We start from the raw sequence: 19711 nt of genomic DNA, 5'->3' as shown, positions 1-19711 counted from the left end.
GATGAACGAAAACAGCCAATCCTTGTCCTGCGTCATGATACCCGTCAGCGACCGGCAACTGCTGCTACCGAACGTCTCGATTGCCGAAGTCGTAGACCTGAACAGCACCAGTGCTGATACCAATACCCCGGATTGGCTGGTCGGATTTATCGAATGGCGCGGGCTCAACTTACCCGTCATATCCTATGATGTGGCCAATGGGGGCAATCTGGTTATGCCGGGTGCTAACCGTGGCAGAATTATTGTGATCAATACCATCGGCCCGAAACACGAACAGCTTCCGTTCATGGCCCTGGTCACTCAAGGGATTCCCAGCCAAAACCATCTGACAGAAGAACAAATTCGTGAACTTGAAGGGCAACCAGGCCCTGCAGACCTGATGCAGGTAGAAGTTGACGGCGAAGCGGCCTGGATTCCCAATCTCGAATACCTGGAATCTCTAGCAGCCGAAGCCAGGCACTGATTCTTCAAAAAGCGCTCGTGTCGGCCGCGCCTGCAAATGTTATAATGTTTCAAAAATTGCAGGAACCGGATTATGTCAGAGCGCGCGCTACCCTACCGCCCCCACAATCATCAGGCGTGTGTCAGTCAGGCACTGTCTGAAGCCCGATCAATCTGCCGTGATCAGAATGCCCGCCTTACTCCAATCCGTGAACGGGTGCTGGAACTAATCTGGCAATCACACAAGCCGCTCGGAGCCTACGATATTCTGGGCATGCTTGGAGCAGAAGGCCACAATGCTGCCCCCCCTACGGTTTACCGTGCTTTAGATTTTCTACTGCAGTACGGTTTGGTGCACCGCATTTCATCCCTGAACGCATTTATTGGTTGTGCCCATGCCGGTGAATACCATCGTGAAATGTTTCTGATTTGCCGACAATGCGGCAATGTTCTTGAACTTGCCGCACCAGCGCTGTCCAAATCCATCGAATCTTCAGCAAAAACAGAAGGCTTCCTGCCGGAGGATATCACTCTGGAAATAGCAGGTTTATGCCCTCGCTGCCAAGGGGATTCCAGTCATGACTGATCGACTGGTTCAACTGGAACAATTGACGGTTCGCTTCGGTGACCGGCCAGTTGTAGACCACGTAAACCTGACGGTCAACAGGGGTGACATTCTTACCATCATCGGGCCTAACGGCGCAGGTAAAACAACTCTGATCAAAACTATTTTGGGGATTCAGCGAGCCACCAGTGGCAAGGTGTTACTCACCCCCGGACTGGTGATTGGCTACGTCCCTCAGCACCTGTCACTGGAAGCAACTCTGCCACTGAGCGTAAAGCGCTTTATGATGCTGAGCGGACGGTCTGCCAGCGAATGTGAGGCGGCCTTGCAACGCACAGGCGTAGCACATCTACTGGAAGCCTCGGTACATCATCTTTCCGGTGGTGAAACACAGCGACTGCTGCTAGCACGCGCACTGGTCCGTCAACCTGATTTGCTGGTACTGGATGAGCCGGCTCAGGGCGTTGATATCAACGGCCAGGCTGCCTTGTATGATCTTATCCGGGAACTCAGAGACGAACTGCACTGTGGAGTGATCATGATCTCCCACGATCTGCACCTGGTTATGGCAGCCACCGACAAAGTCATTTGTCTCAATCAACATATTTGTTGCAGCGGCCACCCGGCTGACGTCTCCCATGACCCGGCTTTTATCGAGACCTTTGGAAACCAGGTTGCCGAATCACTGGCGGTTTACCATCACCACCACAATCACAAACACAACCTGCACGGCGATGTTGTGAATGGAAACGAACCTCACGGAGCCTGCGACCATGAACATCATTGACCAGCTTCTTGGAGATTTCTTCTGGCGGGCTTTGCTCGGTGGATTTGGGGTCGCCTTAGTTGCCGGCCCTTTGGGCTGCTTTGTGGTCTGGCGCCGGCTGGCCTATTTCGGTGATACCCTGGCCCATTCAGCCTTGCTGGGTATTGCTCTGAGCTTCCTGATCAGTATTCCGCTCAATCTTGGCGTTATCATCACCTGTCTATTAATCGCCATAGCGTTAGTCTTGCTATCTCGAACACGCGCTTTAGCCACCGACACATTACTCGGCATTCTGGCTCATAGCGCTCTTGCGATTGGCCTGGTAACGCTCAGCTTCATGCCCGATATCCGAGTAGATCTAACCGGACTCCTGTTCGGTGACCTGCTCGCCATGACACGACAAGACCTGCTCTGGATTTTTGGCGGCGCTGCGGTGGTATTGGGCCTTCTGACAGTGCTCTGGCGCCAGCTGTTAATGAGCACCATCCACGAAGAACTTGCCCGGGTGGAAGGGATACCGGTTGAGCGGCTCCGGCTAGCGCTGATGCTGATGTTTGCGCTGGTGATTGCCGTGGCCATGAAGATCGTCGGAGTACTGCTGATCACCGCCTTACTGATCATCCCGGCAGCCACGGCACGCCGGCTGGCGAAAACACCGGAGCACATGCTGATGCTGGCGATTGTTTTCGGATTTATTGCCGTATCCGGAGGACTGACCTTATCCTGGCATCTCGATACGCCGGCCGGCCCGTCCGTGGTGGTTACCGCGTTTCTGGCGTTCTTGCTGGTGTACAGTACTGCAAGAAATGTCAGCAACTGATTCCTCCAGCCTTTCCCACGGGGCCAGGCTGGTCTAAAGTTATCTCGCATACCAACAGGAAACGTCAGGGAGCACCCGGGGCATGGATAGCAGCCTTCAGGCTATTTCGGCAGAAAAGGGTATCCACCGGTTTTTATGGCCGGGTCTATGGGTTCCGGCGGTTATTCTGATTCTGGGCGTCGCCCTTAGCTTGCCCGCCGCGAGGCTCGCGTCTACTCTGGTAAAAGAACAGGCCCACCAGCTCTATCAAGCGCAACATCAAGCCCTCGCCAACTTGATTGCCAGCCAGCTCCAAAGCAAGGAGAACGACTTCACTCTATTGAAGGAGACCTTGGCCAGAGCCCTGCCTGAGCACCTTAACCTGCGCGTTGACACCCTCGACCGGCATACCAAACAGCCTATTCTTGAACTTGGCTCAACCAAAGACTCCCTGTCCCGCCAATCACTCCGAAGCGAACTGGATTTAACCGGAGGCCGATGGATGGTCACTACCCTGCCCGGAGCCGAGCTGTTGATATCTCCGGCACAAAGCGTACGCCGGAGGGTGCTGTTCTGCGGGCTGGCCATTACTTTATTGGGTGTTGTTCTCTCTCTATTCCTGTGTCGGCGCAATGGCATAAAACAACAGTTAGCCAGAAACCTCGAAAAAGACGTTCAGGTTCAGAACCAGAAAATTGCCAACCTGAACATAGAGAAGACCGCTTTGCGTCAAGCGCTTAATGACAGTGAAACAAGGAGCCGGGATCTGGTCAGATTATCCGGCACCCTGATTGCCGAGCTGGATAGCCAGGGGAGAATTGGTTTTATCTCAGACCTGGCGGTAGAAATGTTAGGCAGAGCTCCGTCTGACCTTGGCCAGACGCCTTTTCAGGATCTGGTGGCAGAAACTGATCAACAGCGATTTCTCGAGTGCCTGAACGCCTCGATCAGCGACCATGACATAGCCAGGGCCGACCTGACTCTTATAGGGAAGAACGCAGAACAAACCGTACCTGTTGCCTTGCGAATCAAGGCCCTGAAAGAACCTGTGCGAGGCATAACCGGATACAGGCTGAGCGCACAAGCAATAAACCCGGCAGCTTAAAAAGACTGAATCCGGTCCACAAGACAACCGTTTTCTATCAGTTCCAGAAACTCATCCCCCATCCGATCACTCTCAGCGATCGCCCGGCGCCATGCCTGCTCCCGGCCCGCGTCATCACCCTCATATCTCTCGAAGTCCTTACGATCCGGCAACTTACGATCCGGCAATGACTCAAGATACTCCCGAGAGGGCGAAATCAGCAGGACATCCTGTAAACGCGTCGCATCGCCTGTGCGCCACGGGAGAACCTTATCAAACCAGCCAGGCACAATCCTGTCCGTAAAGTGCGGATAGAGAATAATGCCCGGCTGCTCATAAGGGAGATCAAGGTGATAGTCCAGCAGCCCCCCGTCTCGATAAACCCCTTCCGGGGCCCCGGGAATATTACGCACGCCAGACATCACCATAGGAATAGAGGCGGAAGCCAACAAGGCAGATAGCAGATTGTCGCGGGAAAGCACTACTTCATGCCGGGGAAAATCCGCCAGGCCTGAAACCGGTGTTTTAAGGCGAGGATCATGCACAATGCCTCGCTCCATAAACCGGGTCAGATAACGACGATTGAGCATATTGGCACTAATAGCACTCATCAGCCCCAAGCCCAGACGACCTTTGGAGTCGTGCTGCAACAGCCCAAGACTCCGAACAACCACAATATTAAGCCGATACCATGGGTGCGTCAGCAAATAATCTTCTCGCCCGCCTAGAAGCTCGTCCAGAAACTGAATACTCTTGCGGGTAACCTCTTCAGCACTCACCCCTTTGGTAAAGCGCTGATGCGTGTACAGTTCAGCAAGTCTGGCCAGCTGAGCCCTGGGGTTATCAGAAGAAGCGATGGCTGCAAAGCGCCAACTACCGATGGACGAGCCTATCAGCGCCCGCTCCTGTTCCACCCGTGGTAACCAATCTCCGAATATAGCCTTATCAAGTCCGCTGATACCTAAAGCCTTTGGGCCACCGGCAGCCCCCGGAATCACATGAATGTCTGAAGGCTCAAGCGGTTTCTCGCGCAGCCGCGCCAGAGCCCTGCTACCAGCCCGGATGGTCAGTGCCGGGGCACGAGTATGAATGGCGGTCATTCGGAGTCCTCTTAATTGGCCGGCAAGAGTGTAACGAAGCCCTACTCTCCAGCCAACTGAACAAAGGTCATAGCGGCGATCAGCAGCTTACACGTCATACCGGAAAACATGCAAAAACTCGTAAAATGCCCGGTTTTGGCCTTTTTTATCAAAATCTCCGTGCTAGAATTCAGTGATTAGAATGGCCACGGATGTGGGCTGTTTACTTTCAGCAGGAGCTGGGCTGTGAACTTTCTTACCTCGCCGGAAACCATGGCGACCAACCCCAACCTTGCAGTGCTCGGGTTCAAACGCCAACTGGCTTACCACCTGCACTTCTGGGCATTCCTCTCGGTGGCGCCACTGGTTCTGATTCAGTGGCAAAAAGAACACCACCTGCTCGCGGTCTTCCTGCTCCTGTTCTGCATCAATGCTGTACTCGTCATTGCCTTCTTACGCATAAAAGGACGCTATTTCCTTCAAGGGCGCCTGTTCCCGATTCTCGCCATGATCTCGGCTGCTTACTCCACGGCCCTCAATGGTCACTCGGGCCTTTACTGGGCCTACCCTGCGGCCATTGCTCTTTTCTTTTTGCTACCACTTAAAGAAGCCGGTATCTACAGCATCCTTTTTGTTACTGTAATTGCTGTCGTTTCGTTTCTGGTACTACCGGAGCCCGATTTCTGGCGAGTCTCCTTTTCTCTCGGCCTTAGCTGTTTGTTCGCCATGATTTTTGCCTGGCTTGTCGGGCGCCTGCAGCAGGAACTTACAAGACTTGCTACCACAGACCCATTAACGGGCTGCCTGAACCGTTCCCAGCTGGCCGACATCCTGAATGTCCAGATTCAGATGCGGGAGCGGTACGAACGGGTATCCAGCCTGGTGCTGATCGATCTGGACTACTTCAAAATGATAAATGACCGCTGGGGACATCTGGCGGGAGACAAGGTCCTGAAAGAGCTCACCTTGCGGCTTCGAAAACGACTGCGCGAAAGCGACCAACTGTTCAGAATTGGCGGCGAAGAATTCATGATGGTGCTGCCGGAAACCCGTATGAAAGATGCCGACGCGCTGGCACGTCAATTACTAACCAGCATCAGCGCCCGGCCATTTCTGGACGATATCCGCGTCACGGCTAGCGCCAGTGTCGCGGAAGTCTGCAAAGGTGAAACCTGGTCTGTTTGGCTGAATCGTGCCGACCAGGCACTGTACACGGCCAAAAACAAAGGCCGTAATCAGGTTGTGAAAGCATCCAAATCGGCCTCTCCATCAGCGATATCGCCTGCGGGAGCCAGCGAAGGCCGAGAAATCGCCTAACCGGCAGAGCCGGTCTCAAACACTTGCTGCCTGAAATCCTGATAGGCTGAAAAAACATCCCTCGGTTTCTCAAAATGCGGGTAGTGCCCTACATGCCTCATGCTGACCACATCAGCCTCCGACATCAATTCCCGGTAACGCCTTACCATAGCTGCGCCTGAAACCGGGTCAGCCGTACCTGAGATAAGCCTCGCAGGCTGAGTGGCATTCTGCAATGCTCCTACCCAACGGTTACGGTGGCAACGCCGCTCTTCCATAAACTGAATCAGCTCATGCAAAATCCCGCGCCCGTTGTTGTATGTAAGCAGATGCCAAAAATCCAATAAATCCTGACGGTCTGGCTGGTTATGTGCCCCGAATAACCGCCGGAAATTCCGTTCGAATGTACCCTTTGACAGCCCTCGGCTGATCACTCCCCCGAAAGGGCTACGGAGCAGCTTCTGAATCAGCAGGGGGTTATGAACTTCAGGAAACAGACCACCATTGAGCAAACATACACTTTTTATATGAAAACCCAGGGAAGCTTCCTGGTCTCTGGCGAGCAGTTCCTGAACCACAGAGGTACCGTAGTCATGGGCAAACAGGTGAACTGCCGGTAAACCCAAACCTTCCAGCCAGCCCTGAACCAAGTCTGCCTGGTCTTCAATACTGTAGTGGTAATTCTGAGGTTTGTCGGAAAAACCAAAGCCCAGCATGTCCAGTGTCAGCAGGCGGTAGTGACGAGCCAGCATCGGCCATATCCGGCTCCAGTCCCAACTCGCCGTAGGAAAACCGTGGAGCAACACCAGGGGCTCTCCGCGCCCCGCCATACGACTGAAAATGGCGTGCCCACCGTAGCTGAACCATTTCCCTGCGTGCTGCCACGCTTCTAACGTGAAGACATCCTCGTGTCCAACCACCGCTGATCCGGACAAAACCTGCTCCATGACTGCCCCCACCCGATTCCCAAGACGACAACTTTAGTTCAAAGCAAAGCACCTGACCACCGCAACAGAAGGCACCACATGATCTAAACCATTTCCTCCTGACCGCCGAAATCATGGAGGTAAAGGGCAATTTGCCTTAAGCTTTACACTTTGACAGGCACACTACCGGAAACCACTATGTCTCAACCCCTTGATGATCTCACCGGCCACTACCACGCGATTCTCGAAGGCTTGGGGGAAAATCCCCACCGTGAAGGCCTCCGGGACACTCCCGTTCGCGCCGCAAAAGCCATGCAGTTTCTGACCCGAGGCTATCAACAGGATCTTGAAGACCTGGTGAACAATGCCGTGTTCGAGTCTGCCATGGACGAAATGGTCGTGGTCCAGGACATCGAACTTTACAGTATGTGTGAACATCACATCCTGCCATTCATAGGGAAATGTCATATCGCCTACCTGCCTCAGGGCAAGGTACTGGGGCTGTCCAAGTTTGCTCGCATTGTGGATATGTACGCCCGCAGGCTTCAGATCCAGGAAAACCTCACCAGGCAGATTGCCGAAGCCGTCGAAAGCGTCACCGGAGCCAAAGGCGTCGGGGTTGTCATCGAAGCACAGCACATGTGCATGATGATGCGCGGCGTTGAAAAGCAAAACTCCCGCATGAAAACCTCCATGATGCTGGGGCAGTTCCGTAAATCCCAGGCCACCCGCAGCGAATTCCTGACCCTGATTTCAAACAATCGCGGCTGAAGATGGAATAATCTCCCACTCAAATTGGCATTTTCGGCTGCTGCAGAACAGCAACAGCTCCGGCAGGATGGAACGGTATTAGCATTCATCGTTCAGGAGCTGTTATGCGTTTTCTGGAAAACAAGACCATTATTATCACCGGCGCCAGCCGGGGTATTGGACGTGAAGTTGCTTTGGTTTGCGCAGCAGAAGGTGCAAACATTGTTATCGCAGCCAAATCGGATGAACCACACCCCAAACTGGAAGGAACAATTCATTCTGTCGCAAAAGAAGTGGAAGAAGCCGGCGGTAAAAGTTTAGCGATAAAGGTAGACGTCCGCAGTGAGGAAGACGTTGATAACCTCATTGCGAAAACCGTAGAAACCTTTGGTGGCATCGATGCCATTATTAACAACGCGGGAGCTATTGCGCTATCCGGTGTTGAGCTGACACCGTTGAAAAAGCTCGACTTGATGATGCAGATTAACTTCCGCGCAGTTTTCCTGCTTAGCCAGAAAGCTTTACCCTATTTGAAAAAATCCGAAAACGGTCACATCCTCAGCTTCTCCCCACCTCTGGATTTAGACCGTCGCTGGATGCGTAATCACTCACCGTACACCCTCACAAAATACGGTATGTCGATACTGACACTGGGTATGTCGGATGAATTCAAACGCTATGGCATTGCCGTAAACGCCCTCTGGCCACGCACCGTTATCCATACTGCGGCAACATCCTTTGGTGGAAAGCAATCGTTTGACCGCGCCCGTAGCCCGAAAATCATGGCAGATGCAGCACTCGCCTTGTTGAAAACCGAAAACCGTGAAATCACCGGCCAGCTCTTGATTGACGAAGACTTCCTTCGCTCTCAGGGCGTAGAAGACTTTGAGCGCTATCGTGCAAACCCTGAAAGCGACAAAACAGACCTGATGCCGGACTTGTTCGTGCAAGATGCCGAGGCCTATGTTCGTGGCTCCGTACCTCCCCTTGCAGGCTTAACCGAAGAAGACTGATTTATGTCCCTGATGAATCTGCGCAACGATGGCAAAGTCGCCATTATTTCAATGGATAATGGCAAAAATGCCAACAACCTGATGTTTGCTCAAGAGCTTTTGGGCCGGCTGAAACAAGCTGAAGAAAACAAAACCAATAAAGCGCTGATCCTTGCCTCCAGTGATGAAAAGAACTGGAGTCAGGGCATTGATGTGGCGTGGTTAATGGGCAGCATTCAAAGCGGTAAGAGTGACGATGTAAAAACCTTCTTATCAACCATGGATGAAATTTACTCGGTGATGATGCAATACCCCATGCCCGTCATTGCGGCCATCAACGGCCACACCTTTGGCAACGGAGTTGTGATCGCCGCCGCCTGTGATTTCAGGTTTATGCGCAGCGACCGAGGCTACGTCTGTTTTCCGGAAGTGGACATGAACATTCCATTTGTGCCTGGCTTGATCGACGTTATTCTAAAAGCAATGCCGCGATACAAATTCAACGAAATGATTCTGACGGGCCGCCGATTAGGAGCCGAAGAGCTTTCAAAGGCGAATTTTATTGACCAAACGTTTGACTCAATTGAAACGCTCAATGACGGTGTGATGGCATTTGCCAAAACCTTCAACAAGAGCCGTGCCATATTCGCTGAGCATAAGCGCCGTCTGCACAAGCCCGCTCTGGACGCCCTGGCAGAGAAAAACCCGCCAGTCATTGAAGCGTTGGACATACTGTTATAGCGGTTGATAAAACCGGCATAACGTTTGGACAACAGCCTTCATCCCGGGCCAAAAGCATTTTTACCGCAATAGCTTTCGGATATAGGCTCCAACCAGCACCGTCACAAAAAGTACACCAACAGCCGACTCAAGGGTGACCAGTATGGCCAGCGGCGCGGTTGCCAATGTTTCAGGCCACTGGCCAAAAAAACTACTGATGAACGATTGAACACTTAACATCAGAGCTTCAGCGGGCGCGAACCCCGACAAACCATAGGCAATAGCGAACAATGTCACCAACAGAATGGCCGAAGTAAGAATATTACGAAAGCGGAGCCCCCAACCAAACATGCCGCCCAGCACAAGCCGGGTTACCAGGCGCTCCTCCTTATAGTGACGCATATGGAAAAAGGCACAATCTTCTTCCCGCAAATGACCGGAATCACCCATCCAGTTTTTGAATCGCGTGTAGGCCTCAGCCAGCGATTTTCGTGTCTCTGGATCTATGTTTTGCCGGTGTTCATCCGCCAGCACACCAAAAGCCCGAGGCCTTGCCAGATGACGTCGGGGCTTATCGCCATATACCAGGCTTACCGGCTCGAACCAGGCCTGCTCAGCATGAAAACGCTCCATCGTTACTTTCGGCGTACCCAGCTCAGGATGTTGCAATTCCATTATCCAGGCCTGACCAACCGACGTGCCCGACAGATCGCAAGGGCCTCGCAGATACTGACCTGTCATCCTCAGGTTTCTACTGATTATCGTGTTGGTTATCGATATTCCATCATTCATATTCACAACACCAATATTCTCGAGCTTCAGATCCTGAGTTAGCTCACATCCCCGGACAATCAGGTTCGCCGAAGTGGTGTTCTGAAACGTTAGCGAGGCCAATTGACTGCCATGCACCTCGAGATTGCCACGGACGTTATAGCCGTGTATTTGAATACCTGAATCGAAGCTGTTTCGAGTTAGTCGCTCAGCCTTGTAACTCTGCCGCCCAATATAGACATTGCCCAGACTCGGAGAGTCGTTCACCGGAAATTCATCCTGCCGGGCCAACAACTGCACAGGTGCGTTAAAGCTTCCGTTCAGTGCGAGGCATCCCGTTAGGCTCATTTCGTTTAGCCACAGCATGTCATCACTACCCCGGGTGCCAAACTCGATAAATACCGAGCAGGCACGAACACCGCGAAATGAAATGCCTCCCGCACCACTGAAATCACATCCAAAGAAAAGCGCGCTACCGTCCAGGTGGGCTGCTTTCAGGCTAAAATGCTGATGGAACCGACAATTGAAAAACCACAGGCTGCCAATGCATCTGGTTCTCAGCCAACGAAAGTCCCCTGTCACTTCACAGTTTGCAAAAACCACAGACCCGCTAAGTATTAAGTCCTCAATCTCACAGGAACTAAACACTGCATTGGAAACAACCGTCACAGGATCTTCGGTAGCAACCTGCTCAAGAAATTGGCCCACAGTGAGTGACTCAGATGGACGAACAGCTGCACCGGTAGCATCAGCACTCCCCCCTTCAGAGAAACGTGAGGGACAATTACCCACCACCTCAGAAACGACAAGTGTTTTACCATCACGCTTATCCAGTACAAGACGCACATAAAACCACTGCCCAATCCGGACCGCCGGAAAATTCGCTAACTGGAACGGCCGCCAATGGCTGTATGCCAGTTTCTGATCCTCTGTCACCAGAACCAAAAACCGGCCAGACGCCTGATCTGTATGGATAACGCGCGCTAAAACACCCACCTCACTCAAAGTTCGAACTCCTGTCCCTGAGTCGCAAATCCAGCGAAGTCCTGTTCCACACGCTCACGCTGTTGCTCATATTCATCCTCATAACTCATCAGATACATGCGCCGCCTGATGTTTTCCGGATAGTTTTCACATAACTCTTGCAGCGAAGCATGCACCGGATTCCAGTCCGCCAGGGTCGCATCGTGCAAAATCACCTCAGGGGTATAGCGGTTGAGCACCTCCGGAATGGCTCTGGTGTCACCACTGAACAGCAGCCGCTCATTAATCATAAGCCCATAGGATGGCTTGGTGGGGGTATGCTGATTCTGAAAGAATTCAATATTGACGCCTCCGAACTGAAAAGGCTTGTCATCCAGCAGCACCACATCAAAATAATCCGCAAGTTCAGCGGGTCCCTCGCCCACCTGGCCCAATACCCCTTTCAACGTCTGGTCCCACAACTCTTCATATACGCCCGGAGGCAGGTAGAGTGTTGGTTTAAAACCGTATTTGAACCGGCACTCATAGGCCAGGCGCTCCAGACCAAAGCAGTGATCCGCATGGACATGGGTAATGAATATTGCGTGAACATCCGCCAGTGTCAGGCCCCGATCTCGCAAGGCAAACTTGATGGTGTAACCCGCATCGATCAGGAGTCGCCGGTTAGCAACCTCAATCATTGCGTTATTATTCCAGTGAGCCAAAGATTCTGAATGGCCAACGCCAAGCATTTTCAATACAGCCACGTTACTTCCCTCATTCCGTTGTCCCGATACAACACGGATTCTTTTATACAATGGTAAGAGCCAACATTGCCGGAGATTTTAGTCGCAAAAATACATATCCTGACCCTAGGTGATTCCAAGGAGAAAACCAATATGCCAATCCAGAACGAACAAGACATTCGCAACATCCTGACGAATGTTCGAACCATTGCCTTAGTGGGCGCCAGCGAGAAAACCAACCGCCCCTCCCACGAAGTCATGGAGTACCTGCAAAATCAGGGCTATCGGGTTATCCCGGTCAATCCCAGGCTTGAGGGCAAACAAGTGCTGGGAGAAATGGTTTATCCAGACCTGGCATCCTTACCTGAACCAGTCGATATGGCAGAACTGTTCCTGGCTCCAGAACGCACTGATGCGGTAATCGATCAGGCAATTGAGCAAAAGATTCCCGTACTCTGGCTGCAGCTTGGCGTTATCAACGAATCCGGAGCCTCCCGAGCGGAAGCCGCGGGCCTTAAAGTTGTGATGAATCGCTGTCCAAAGCAAGACATCCCGAAATTTAACATCCCTACACCAAACAGCGCTGGCTAACATCTCCCATCTGTGCGCAACTTCAGACATTTCAGTGATCCGGTATTGCCAGCCGGATATCACTGATCTAATCTAAGTTTATACTTATAAAAACGACATATTCATGAAGCCCAGAGATAACCCAGATACCCCCCTGAAGGGCGACAACCGCGGTTCGCAGGCTGAAACACACCTGAGCAGGGCACGCATTCCTGTCGATCTGCTCCAGCTTGGCATGCGCATTGTTATGCTTGACCGGCCATGGACGGATGTCCCTGTGTTATTTCAGGACTTTACTCTGTCCACGGCTGAAGAAGCCCGGGTGTTACGCCAATACTGCAGCTGGGTTGTAGTCGAAGATACAGAAGAGCGTTTAACGCCTGTTCTTGCCCATATCCCCCTGCTCAAGCAGAAAACCGCCTTACCCCTTTCCGAAACCAAGACGATTGAACAGGAACTGCCACGGGCCAAAAAAACCTGGAGCCGCACGTTAACGTTTGTCGACAGACTTACTACAAATATAATTAAAAACAATGCCCTGGAGCTTGATGAAGCCCGAACGCTCATCAAATCGTGCGTTGACAGCGTTAAAGCCAACGCCAGCGCCATGCTCTGGATGGCTCGCATCAAAAACAGAGATACCTATACCGCCGAGCACTGCCTTCGGGTTGCCGTATATGCGATTACGTTCGCAAGATTTCTTGGCATGCCGGATGAAGATCTGGAAACCGCGGGCATGTGCGGACTTCTGCATGACCTAGGCAAACTTAAAATACCAGGCAACATTCTGAACAAACCCGGGCGACTCACCCCCGAAGAATTTGCCATCATGCGGGAGCATACAACTCACGGCTACAACCTGCTCAAACAGGACAAAAACCTTACTGAGATCGTCCGTGACGTCACCCTTCATCACCACGAACGTATAGACGGTAAAGGTTATCCCTCCGGCTTGCCAGAGAATCAGATCAGCCGCTTTGCCCGTTTAATCTCCATTGTTGATACCTACGATGCCATCACCAGTGACCGTTGCTACAAAAATGGCAACTCTCCATCCGATGCCGTCAGGATTCTTTTCCAGTGCCGGGGCACACAGTTTGATACCGATATGGTCGAAGCTTTCATTCGAATGATTGGTCTTTACCCGCCAGGAAGCTTAGTCGAACTGAATACAGGAGAAATTGCCTTGGTGATCAGCAGTCACCCGGGTCGTAAATTAAAGCCCCGTGTTGAAATCATTCTTGATGCAAACAAACACCCTATTACACCTTACATTCTTGACCTGGCTACCGAGACAACCGAAGATGCACTTCATCGGGAGATCAATTCACCACTCCCCGATGGTGCTTACGGTATAGAGCTTAAAGACCGCGTTCAGCAACTATCTAACGATCGAAAGAACTCTGCCGTTAACCTCTAGGAAGCAGCCAAGGTGGTAGACTCGGAGCAGAGAATTTGAGCAAGCCCAAGCCGTCCATGAATTTCATTCTTCGGGCTCTTATGAGCCCGATTTTCCCTGCGCTCATTTTTTTCGTTTTTATAGCGGTGGCCTGGACTCTGCGCGAAGGGCTTATTCGGCAAGACACTCACCAGATACAGGCGAATCTGGCCAATGAAGCCCAGGCACTGACCAATCATCTTGAACGGGAATTCATGGTGCAGGTGGATGCCCTCGGTCGTATGGCTCGCCGCATGCTGGTCAACCCTTACACAACAGAAGCTCATTGGCAGGAAGACGCCCACACTTACCTGAACGATTTTGGCATTTACCAGGCAGTTGAATGGATCGACCGACACTATATCGTGCGCTGGCTTGAGCCAATGGACAATAACCGGAATGTCGTGGGTTACAACGTTGCGTTTAACGACCAAAGGCGAAAAGCATTAGAGCTCGCTGCCACTACCGGGCAGCCTGATACGTCAGGGATTATTGAGCTGCACCAGGGTGGAAAGGGCCTGGTCATCTACTATCCAATTGGTCATGGCGCTGACAATAATGGATTTGTTGCCGGTGTTTTCAAAATGGAAGTTCTTGCCAGACAACTGTTAGCGGACCAGGTTATAGATCCGTTTCAGATTGAAATACTCCACCAGGGACAAACCACTTACTTTCTCAACTCTTCAGACAATATTGACAACGCGTTCAGTGAAACCGTTGCTATAGATCTCCCGCTACTTGACTGGGTACTGACCCTGCGCCCCACCAAAACCTGGACAGAGAATCAGCGTAGTAACTGGCCAACACTGATATTCCTGAGCCTTGTACTGATGGGATTGCTGACCAGCCTGAGCACCCGGCTGATACAACTGGTCCTCAAGCGCAACCAGACTCTTCTGCAAACCCAGCTCGAACTAGAGCGAGAAGTCGACCAACGTGTTGCGGTGCAGGTGGACCTGGAACGACTGGAGTCCACCGATAGCCTGACCGGCCTGGCGAACCGCCGGTTCTTTATCGAAGATCTGGAGCACACTCTCAGCATCGCAGATCGCCAGATGCGTCAGGTAGCCTTGGTGATGATTGATCTGGACCGGTTCCAGGTACTGAATGACACCCTGGGTCACCAGTTTGGTGACGAGCTATTGATCAAGGTCTCCGAGCGGCTGAACAAGCTCAGCAACGAGCGTATTCTGGCCGCCTACGCTGGCGGCGATGAGTTCATGATCTGTCAACAGCAGGTGGAAGACATTGACGATGTCATTCACTTGCTCGGTCAGATCAAACAGTGCTTCGCTGAACCCTTCGAAGTTCTGGGCGAAGTCCAGGCCATTACGGCCACCATAGGCGTGGCTGTTTACCCTCAGAGCGGCCATGATGCCGACACACTGTTACGCAATGCCGATATCGCCCTGTATCGGGCCAAAGAACAAGGCCGTAATACGTATCAGTTCTACACCGAAGGTATGCAAGAAAAAGAAATGATGCGGCTGGAACTCGATAAAGACCTCAGCCAGGCTCTGGCCAATGACGAGTTTGTACTCTATTACCAACCGCAATTGAATCTCGACACGGGTGAAATCAACAGTGTTGAGGCTCTCATCCGCTGGAGACATCCTCGTCGCGGGCTGTTGCCGCCCATTGAGTTTATTCCTTTAGCCGAAGAAAGCGGCCGGATTACCGAGATTGGTCGTTGGGTGGTTCTGGCCGCCTGCCGTCAGCTCGCCCAATGGAAAGGCACACCTTGCGACCACCTTCGAATAGCCGTCAACCTGTCAGGCCGGGAACTGGAAGATGTCACACTTGTGGACCACGTGCGGGACGCACTAGCCAGTGAGAATGTCGACCCGGCCATGCTCGAACTTGAATTAACTGAAGAAATCTTTATTCAAAACATAGCGCACAACCGCAGTCAGTTATCACAACTACACCAGCTTGGAACCCACCTGGCGATTGATGACTTTGGTGTCGGTTATTCATCTCTGGGATATCTGCGGGATTTCCCGGTGGACCTGCTGAAAATTGACCGGTCATTTATCACCAATGTGACTGAACGCCATGACGATGCAGTCATTACCCGGGCCGTCATCAACCTTGCCCATAACCTTGGTATTCAAGTTGTGGCAGAAGGTGTGGAAACGGAAAATCAGCTGAACTTTCTCAAGACGCACCAGTGCAATATGGTTCAAGGCTACCTGATCAGTCGGCCGGTTCCTGGTGACGCTCTGGCGCAGGCCATTATAGAAGGCTCGTTGTTTACAGGGCAGAATGAGACTTCTGAATTGTAATGGTAGCTGCGAGCCTGCACACTTTACAGCACCCCTTTTTGTTGAGCGCTTTTATGTCAACCAGATATTTAACTTCAGAGCAGGATGCGAAGCTTCGTCGCTGGGAACGGTGGAACCGGAACTATTTTATATTTGCGTTTTTCTCACTGATTGTCGTACTTGTGTTCAGTAGTCAGTTGGGGATTTCTTCCGGTGATGACTGGGGGTTTCTGGGAGTTCTTCTGGTTCTCCTGGTGATTCCGATCATCGTGTTGCAGGTCCGGCTGAAGTGCCCTGCTTGCGGCACCAGGATTGGCTGGCAGGCTAAACTGATGGCGCCGGATCAATGTAAATCTTGCGGCGTTTTTCTGCGATCTAAAAACGCTTCTTCCTGTAAGTAGCATTAAATTATGAGCCAAACACCTGCTTTGAAGGCTGTGCTAAGTATTTCCGGGGCATCCTGCCAGGGCTGTGCGAAGAAAATTCGCAACGCTTTGGCACCGTTAACCGGAGACCCCGAACTGGTTGAAGTCAATATTGAAAGACAAACAGTCGCCCTGCCCGAAGGGGTGGACCTATCCGAGGCGGCTCGGATTTTGGCAGAGACAGGGTACCTGGCCGAGTCGGCCCCACCTCAGCGAACTGAATCTACCCTTCATTCCAGTCGCGATCAGGTTCATCTTGCCGTCACAGGCGCTACCTGTGCTTCCTGCGTGAATACTATTGAGAAGGCACTGTTATCCGTACCCGGCGTAACCCAGGCGCACATGAATCTGGCCGATAACACGGCCACGGCCACGGGAGCGCCCAATACCGCCAGCCTTATAGACGCCATCAAAAGTGCAGGGTACGGGGCCAGTGAAATTGAGGATGAGGACGAAGCGGAAGACCGCAGGCAAGCAGAAGACAGGAAGCAATACAAAGCCTTGATGATCAAGATGGCCGTGAGTTTGGGGCTTGGTCTTGGCTTGATGATCTGGGGAATGGGCTTTGGTTCAATGATGGTCTCGGGCGACAACCAGATCACCTGGTTTAACCTCGGCATTCTGACTCTCGGTGTAATGATCGCTACCGGTGGACATTTTTACATCGGGGCCTGGAAGGCATTCACTCATCACAACGCCAACATGGACACCTTGATTGCCCTGGGTACCGGCACTGCGTGGTTGTACTCAATGGTGGTCGTCAGCATCCCCGAGGCGCTGCCAGCAACGGCACGGCACGTGTATTTTGAAGCCTCAGCAATGATCATTGGCCTGATCAATCTGGGCCAGGCTATGGAGCTGCGCGCCAAGGGCAAGACATCGGAAGCTGTGCGGCGATTACTGGATCTTCGGGCGAAAACGGCCCGGGTACTTCGTGATGGCGAAGAGCGGGATATTCCCGTAGAAGCTGTTCTGAAAGGCGATCACATCCGGGTTCGCCCGGGCGAGAAACTGCCGGTCGATGGAGTGATTGTTGAGGGCAGCACCCGCATTGATGAGAGCATGCTCACTGGTGAACCCATGCCCGCCAGCAAAGCTGAAGGTGATGAAGTGTCCGCAGGCACTCTGAACACCCACGGTTCAATTATTTATGAAGCCACCCGAGTAGGCAGTGAAACCGCGCTCGCGCAGATCATTAAACTGGTGAAAAAAGCCCAGGGCTCCAAACCCGCCATCGGCCGCCTCGCCGATAAGATCTCTTCTGTTTTTGTTCCATCGGTAATGCTGATTGCCGTGGCAACAGCCTTGGTCTGGTACAACGTTGGGCCAGAGCCCGCCGTGGTGCACATGATGATCGCGGCGACTACGGTTCTGATTATCGCCTGCCCCTGTGCTCTTGGCCTGGCCACGCCTATGTCAGTCATGGTTGGCGTTGGTAAGGCTGCAGAATATGGTGTGCTGATTCGCCAGGGCGATGCCCTGCAGACCGCCGGCAAGATTGACCTGGTGATTCTGGACAAAACCGGCACGATTACCGAAGGTCATCCGACGGTAACTCACATACACGCTCTGGATGGCGATGACCGTCGGCTGCTGGCGCTGGCCGCAGCGCTGGAGCAGCATTCCGAGCACCCGTTGGCGGAGGCCATTACCAATAAAGCCAGGCAGAACAAACTCCCCCTTGAGTCTGTGACCGGCTTTGAGGCACTGAATGGCAAAGGCATACTCGGTCAAATCAACGGCCAGACCCTGCGCTTTGGCAATCGCCGCTGGCTGGAAGCCGAAGGCGTGTCCGTGGTAAGCCTGACGGACGCCGCTAAAGCCATCACCGATGAAGCCGGCACCCCTCTCTACCTGGCCATAGACACTGACGTGCTTGGTGTGATCGGTGTAGCCGATGCCATCAAAGCCGACTCCCAAGCGGCCATCGAACGCCTGCATCAGGCCGGAATCAAGGTCATGATGGTCACGGGAGACATCGACGCTACCGCCCAGGCCATTTCGGCCAAAGCAGGCATTGATGATTTCCGGGCCGAAGTGTTGCCGGAAGATAAAGCCAAAGTGGTCAATGAAATGCGTGCAAAGGGCCATACCGTGGCGATGGTGGGTGATGGTATTAACGACGCACCGGCATTAGCCGCCGCTGATGTGGGCTTTGCTATTGGCACTGGAACGGATGTTGCCATCGAAAGTGCCTCGATCACTCTGATGCGAGGCTCACTGCATGGGGTACCTGATGCCATCGAGATTTCTCAGGCCACCGTGAACAACATCCGCCAGAACCTGTTTGGTGCGTTTATCTACAATTCACTCGGCATCCCCGTCGCTGCTGGCCTGCTTTACCCGCTATGGGGGATACTCATGAGCCCTATCCTGGCCGGTGCTGCCATGTCTTTGTCATCAGTAACGGTTGTGTCTAATGCCAACCGCCTGCGTTTCTTTAAAACCAGTCAGCGATCCGAACAGCACACGGAGTCGAACTGATGGCAACTTTTCTGGTCAATGTTGGTGGAGTCACGCTGATGGCCGCCATTGTGTGGTGGTTCTGGCTGTCCGGTTCGGGAAAAAATTCTGCAGATAACCAACATAAGCACTGAGGTAACCTCCATGAAAACACACTCTCTGGCCTTCAGCTTGATGGCAGTTCTGGGATTCTCCACCACGGCTCTTGCCGGTGGCTCAGCTCCTGGCATTCACGTATACAAATCCCCGACCTGTGGCTGCTGCAGCGACTGGATAGACCATCTGAAAGAAAACGGGTTTGATGTAACCTCCACCAACATCAACGATATGGGCAGGATCAAAGTCGAAGCCGGCCTGATCCCAGGTTTAGGTAGCTGCCACACCGCAACTGTGAACGGCTACGTCATCGAAGGCCATGTCCCGGCTGATGACATCAAGCGATTGCTCAGCCAAGCACCCAAGGCCTCCGGCCTGAGCGTACCGGGAATGCCGGTAGGCGCTCCAGGCATGGAAATGGGTGATCGAAAAGATCACTACAAGGTAATTCTGTTTAACGAGCAGGGGCAAACCCGGGTGTTTTCTGAACACCATTGACCCCATCAATACGGTGCCGACGCTCATAAGCCCCGACACAAGCTGCCTACTTTTTCTAC

General features: G+C 52.6%; 18 protein-coding genes and 1 pseudogene. 15 read left to right on the top strand and 4 right to left on the bottom strand.

Annotation, left to right across the window (positions count from 1 at the left end; all coding sequences use genetic code 11):
• The first annotated feature begins 1 nt into the window (after position 1).
• The 5 genes from ABYA77_RS01505 (at position 2) to ABYA77_RS01485 (ending at position 3676) form a co-directional block, all read left to right on the top strand.
• On the top strand, positions 2-463 hold the full coding sequence (locus tag ABYA77_RS01505) for a chemotaxis protein CheW (protein WP_372964162.1): 462 nt from the start codon (positions 2-4) through the stop codon (positions 461-463).
• A gap of 72 nt (positions 464-535) precedes the next feature.
• The gene (locus ABYA77_RS01500; protein ID WP_372964161.1) at positions 536-1027 is read left to right on the top strand and encodes a Fur family transcriptional regulator; all 492 of its coding nucleotides are present in this window, start codon (positions 536-538) and stop codon (positions 1025-1027) included.
• Positions 1020-1793 carry a zinc ABC transporter ATP-binding protein ZnuC gene (gene znuC, locus ABYA77_RS01495; RefSeq protein WP_372964160.1) on the top strand — a complete coding sequence of 258 codons (774 nt, stop codon included), beginning with the start codon at positions 1020-1022 and terminating at the stop codon, positions 1791-1793. The genes ABYA77_RS01500 and znuC overlap by 8 nt, the downstream gene beginning before the upstream one ends.
• The gene (gene znuB / locus ABYA77_RS01490) at positions 1780-2592 is read left to right on the top strand and encodes a zinc ABC transporter permease subunit ZnuB (RefSeq protein WP_372964159.1); all 813 of its coding nucleotides are present in this window, start codon (positions 1780-1782) and stop codon (positions 2590-2592) included. The genes znuC and znuB overlap by 14 nt, the downstream gene beginning before the upstream one ends.
• Positions 2593-2674: 82 nt before the next feature.
• The gene (locus ABYA77_RS01485) at positions 2675-3676 is read left to right on the top strand and encodes a histidine kinase (RefSeq protein ID WP_372964158.1); all 1002 of its coding nucleotides are present in this window, start codon (positions 2675-2677) and stop codon (positions 3674-3676) included.
• Here the strand turns inward: ABYA77_RS01485 and ABYA77_RS01480 are convergent.
• Positions 3673-4755, bottom strand: coding sequence for a patatin-like phospholipase family protein (locus tag ABYA77_RS01480; RefSeq protein ID WP_372964157.1), 1083 nt, complete (start codon positions 4753-4755; stop codon positions 3673-3675). The genes ABYA77_RS01485 and ABYA77_RS01480 overlap by 4 nt on opposite strands.
• A 225-nt stretch (positions 4756-4980) precedes the next feature.
• Here ABYA77_RS01480 and ABYA77_RS01475 point away from each other — a divergent pair, with 225 nt between their 5' ends.
• The gene (locus ABYA77_RS01475) at positions 4981-6051 is read left to right on the top strand and encodes a diguanylate cyclase (RefSeq protein WP_372964156.1); all 1071 of its coding nucleotides are present in this window, start codon (positions 4981-4983) and stop codon (positions 6049-6051) included.
• Here ABYA77_RS01475 and ABYA77_RS01470 read toward each other — a convergent pair.
• Complete coding sequence (locus ABYA77_RS01470) at positions 6048-6977, bottom strand: alpha/beta fold hydrolase (protein WP_372964155.1); 930 nt, start codon at positions 6975-6977, stop codon at positions 6048-6050. The genes ABYA77_RS01475 and ABYA77_RS01470 overlap by 4 nt on opposite strands.
• A 177-nt stretch (positions 6978-7154) precedes the next feature.
• Between ABYA77_RS01470 and folE the strand changes: the two genes are divergently transcribed.
• The 3 genes and pseudogenes from folE to ABYA77_RS01455 all read left to right on the top strand — a co-directional run bounded on the left by folE (position 7155) and on the right by ABYA77_RS01455 (position 9439).
• Positions 7155-7727 carry a GTP cyclohydrolase I FolE gene (gene folE / locus ABYA77_RS01465; protein ID WP_372964154.1) on the top strand — a complete coding sequence of 191 codons (573 nt, stop codon included), beginning with the start codon at positions 7155-7157 and terminating at the stop codon, positions 7725-7727.
• Between the two features lie 104 nt (positions 7728-7831).
• Positions 7832-8650: pseudogene (locus tag ABYA77_RS01460) on the top strand (SDR family oxidoreductase); the annotation flags it as partial.
• Between the two features lie 72 nt (positions 8651-8722).
• Positions 8723-9439 (top strand): enoyl-CoA hydratase/isomerase family protein, encoded by a 717-nt coding sequence (locus ABYA77_RS01455; RefSeq protein WP_372964153.1) that lies wholly within the window; start codon positions 8723-8725, stop codon positions 9437-9439.
• Positions 9440-9499: 60 nt separating this feature from the next.
• Here the strand turns inward: ABYA77_RS01455 and ABYA77_RS01450 are convergent, their stop codons facing one another.
• Together ABYA77_RS01450 and ABYA77_RS01445 are read right to left on the bottom strand one after the other, a co-directional pair.
• Complete coding sequence (locus ABYA77_RS01450) at positions 9500-11194, bottom strand: hypothetical protein (protein WP_372964152.1); 1695 nt, start codon at positions 11192-11194, stop codon at positions 9500-9502.
• Complete coding sequence (locus tag ABYA77_RS01445; protein WP_372964151.1) at positions 11191-11919, bottom strand: MBL fold metallo-hydrolase; 729 nt, start codon at positions 11917-11919, stop codon at positions 11191-11193. Before ABYA77_RS01445 ends, ABYA77_RS01450 begins: the two co-directional genes overlap by 4 nt.
• Before the next feature lie 132 nt (positions 11920-12051).
• On the opposite strand from ABYA77_RS01445, the gene ABYA77_RS01440 reads away from it, so the two are divergent.
• The 6 genes from ABYA77_RS01440 (at position 12052) to ABYA77_RS01415 (ending at position 19652) form a co-directional block, all read left to right on the top strand.
• Complete coding sequence (locus ABYA77_RS01440; RefSeq protein WP_372964150.1) at positions 12052-12489, top strand: CoA-binding protein; 438 nt, start codon at positions 12052-12054, stop codon at positions 12487-12489.
• Between the two features lie 103 nt (positions 12490-12592).
• Positions 12593-13888, top strand: coding sequence for an HD-GYP domain-containing protein (locus tag ABYA77_RS01435; protein ID WP_372964149.1), 1296 nt, complete (start codon positions 12593-12595; stop codon positions 13886-13888).
• A 56-nt stretch (positions 13889-13944) separates the two neighbouring features.
• Positions 13945-16191: an EAL domain-containing protein gene (locus ABYA77_RS01430; protein ID WP_372964271.1), complete on the top strand. Its 2247-nt coding sequence runs from the start codon at positions 13945-13947 to the stop codon at positions 16189-16191.
• Positions 16192-16244: 53 nt separating this feature from the next.
• Entirely contained in the window at positions 16245-16571 is a 327-nt protein-coding gene (locus ABYA77_RS01425) for a hypothetical protein (protein WP_372964148.1), read from the top strand.
• Positions 16572-16580: 9 nt separating this feature from the next.
• Positions 16581-19079 (top strand): heavy metal translocating P-type ATPase, encoded by a 2499-nt coding sequence (locus tag ABYA77_RS01420; protein ID WP_372964147.1) that lies wholly within the window; start codon positions 16581-16583, stop codon positions 19077-19079.
• Positions 19080-19202: 123 nt separating this feature from the next.
• Positions 19203-19652, top strand: coding sequence for a DUF411 domain-containing protein (locus tag ABYA77_RS01415; RefSeq protein WP_372964146.1), 450 nt, complete (start codon positions 19203-19205; stop codon positions 19650-19652).
• The last annotated feature ends 59 nt before the right edge of the window (positions 19653-19711 follow it).

This window comes from Marinobacter sp. (assembly GCF_041595835.1).
Lineage (GTDB): Bacteria > Pseudomonadota > Gammaproteobacteria > Pseudomonadales > Oleiphilaceae > Marinobacter.
Note: the sequence above shows the minus strand (reverse complement) of the source record. Positions and strands in the feature narration are given on the sequence as shown.

Coding starts and splice junctions, on each gene's coding strand:
- ABYA77_RS01505 (WP_372964162.1), top strand. CDS start 2: ATGAACGAAAACAGCCAATCCTTGTCCTGCGTCATGATACCCGTCAGC.
- ABYA77_RS01500 (WP_372964161.1), top strand. CDS start 536: ATGTCAGAGCGCGCGCTACCCTACCGCCCCCACAATCATCAGGCGTGT.
- znuC (WP_372964160.1), top strand. CDS start 1,020: ATGACTGATCGACTGGTTCAACTGGAACAATTGACGGTTCGCTTCGGT.
- znuB (WP_372964159.1), top strand. CDS start 1,780: ATGAACATCATTGACCAGCTTCTTGGAGATTTCTTCTGGCGGGCTTTG.
- ABYA77_RS01485 (WP_372964158.1), top strand. CDS start 2,675: ATGGATAGCAGCCTTCAGGCTATTTCGGCAGAAAAGGGTATCCACCGG.
- ABYA77_RS01480 (WP_372964157.1), bottom strand. CDS start 4,755: ATGACCGCCATTCATACTCGTGCCCCGGCACTGACCATCCGGGCTGGT.
- ABYA77_RS01470 (WP_372964155.1), bottom strand. CDS start 6,977: ATGGAGCAGGTTTTGTCCGGATCAGCGGTGGTTGGACACGAGGATGTC.
- folE (WP_372964154.1), top strand. CDS start 7,155: ATGTCTCAACCCCTTGATGATCTCACCGGCCACTACCACGCGATTCTC.
- ABYA77_RS01455 (WP_372964153.1), top strand. CDS start 8,723: ATGTCCCTGATGAATCTGCGCAACGATGGCAAAGTCGCCATTATTTCA.
- ABYA77_RS01440 (WP_372964150.1), top strand. CDS start 12,052: ATGCCAATCCAGAACGAACAAGACATTCGCAACATCCTGACGAATGTT.
- ABYA77_RS01435 (WP_372964149.1), top strand. CDS start 12,593: ATGAAGCCCAGAGATAACCCAGATACCCCCCTGAAGGGCGACAACCGC.
- ABYA77_RS01430 (WP_372964271.1), top strand. CDS start 13,945: ATGAATTTCATTCTTCGGGCTCTTATGAGCCCGATTTTCCCTGCGCTC.
- ABYA77_RS01425 (WP_372964148.1), top strand. CDS start 16,245: ATGTCAACCAGATATTTAACTTCAGAGCAGGATGCGAAGCTTCGTCGC.
- ABYA77_RS01420 (WP_372964147.1), top strand. CDS start 16,581: ATGAGCCAAACACCTGCTTTGAAGGCTGTGCTAAGTATTTCCGGGGCA.
- ABYA77_RS01415 (WP_372964146.1), top strand. CDS start 19,203: ATGAAAACACACTCTCTGGCCTTCAGCTTGATGGCAGTTCTGGGATTC.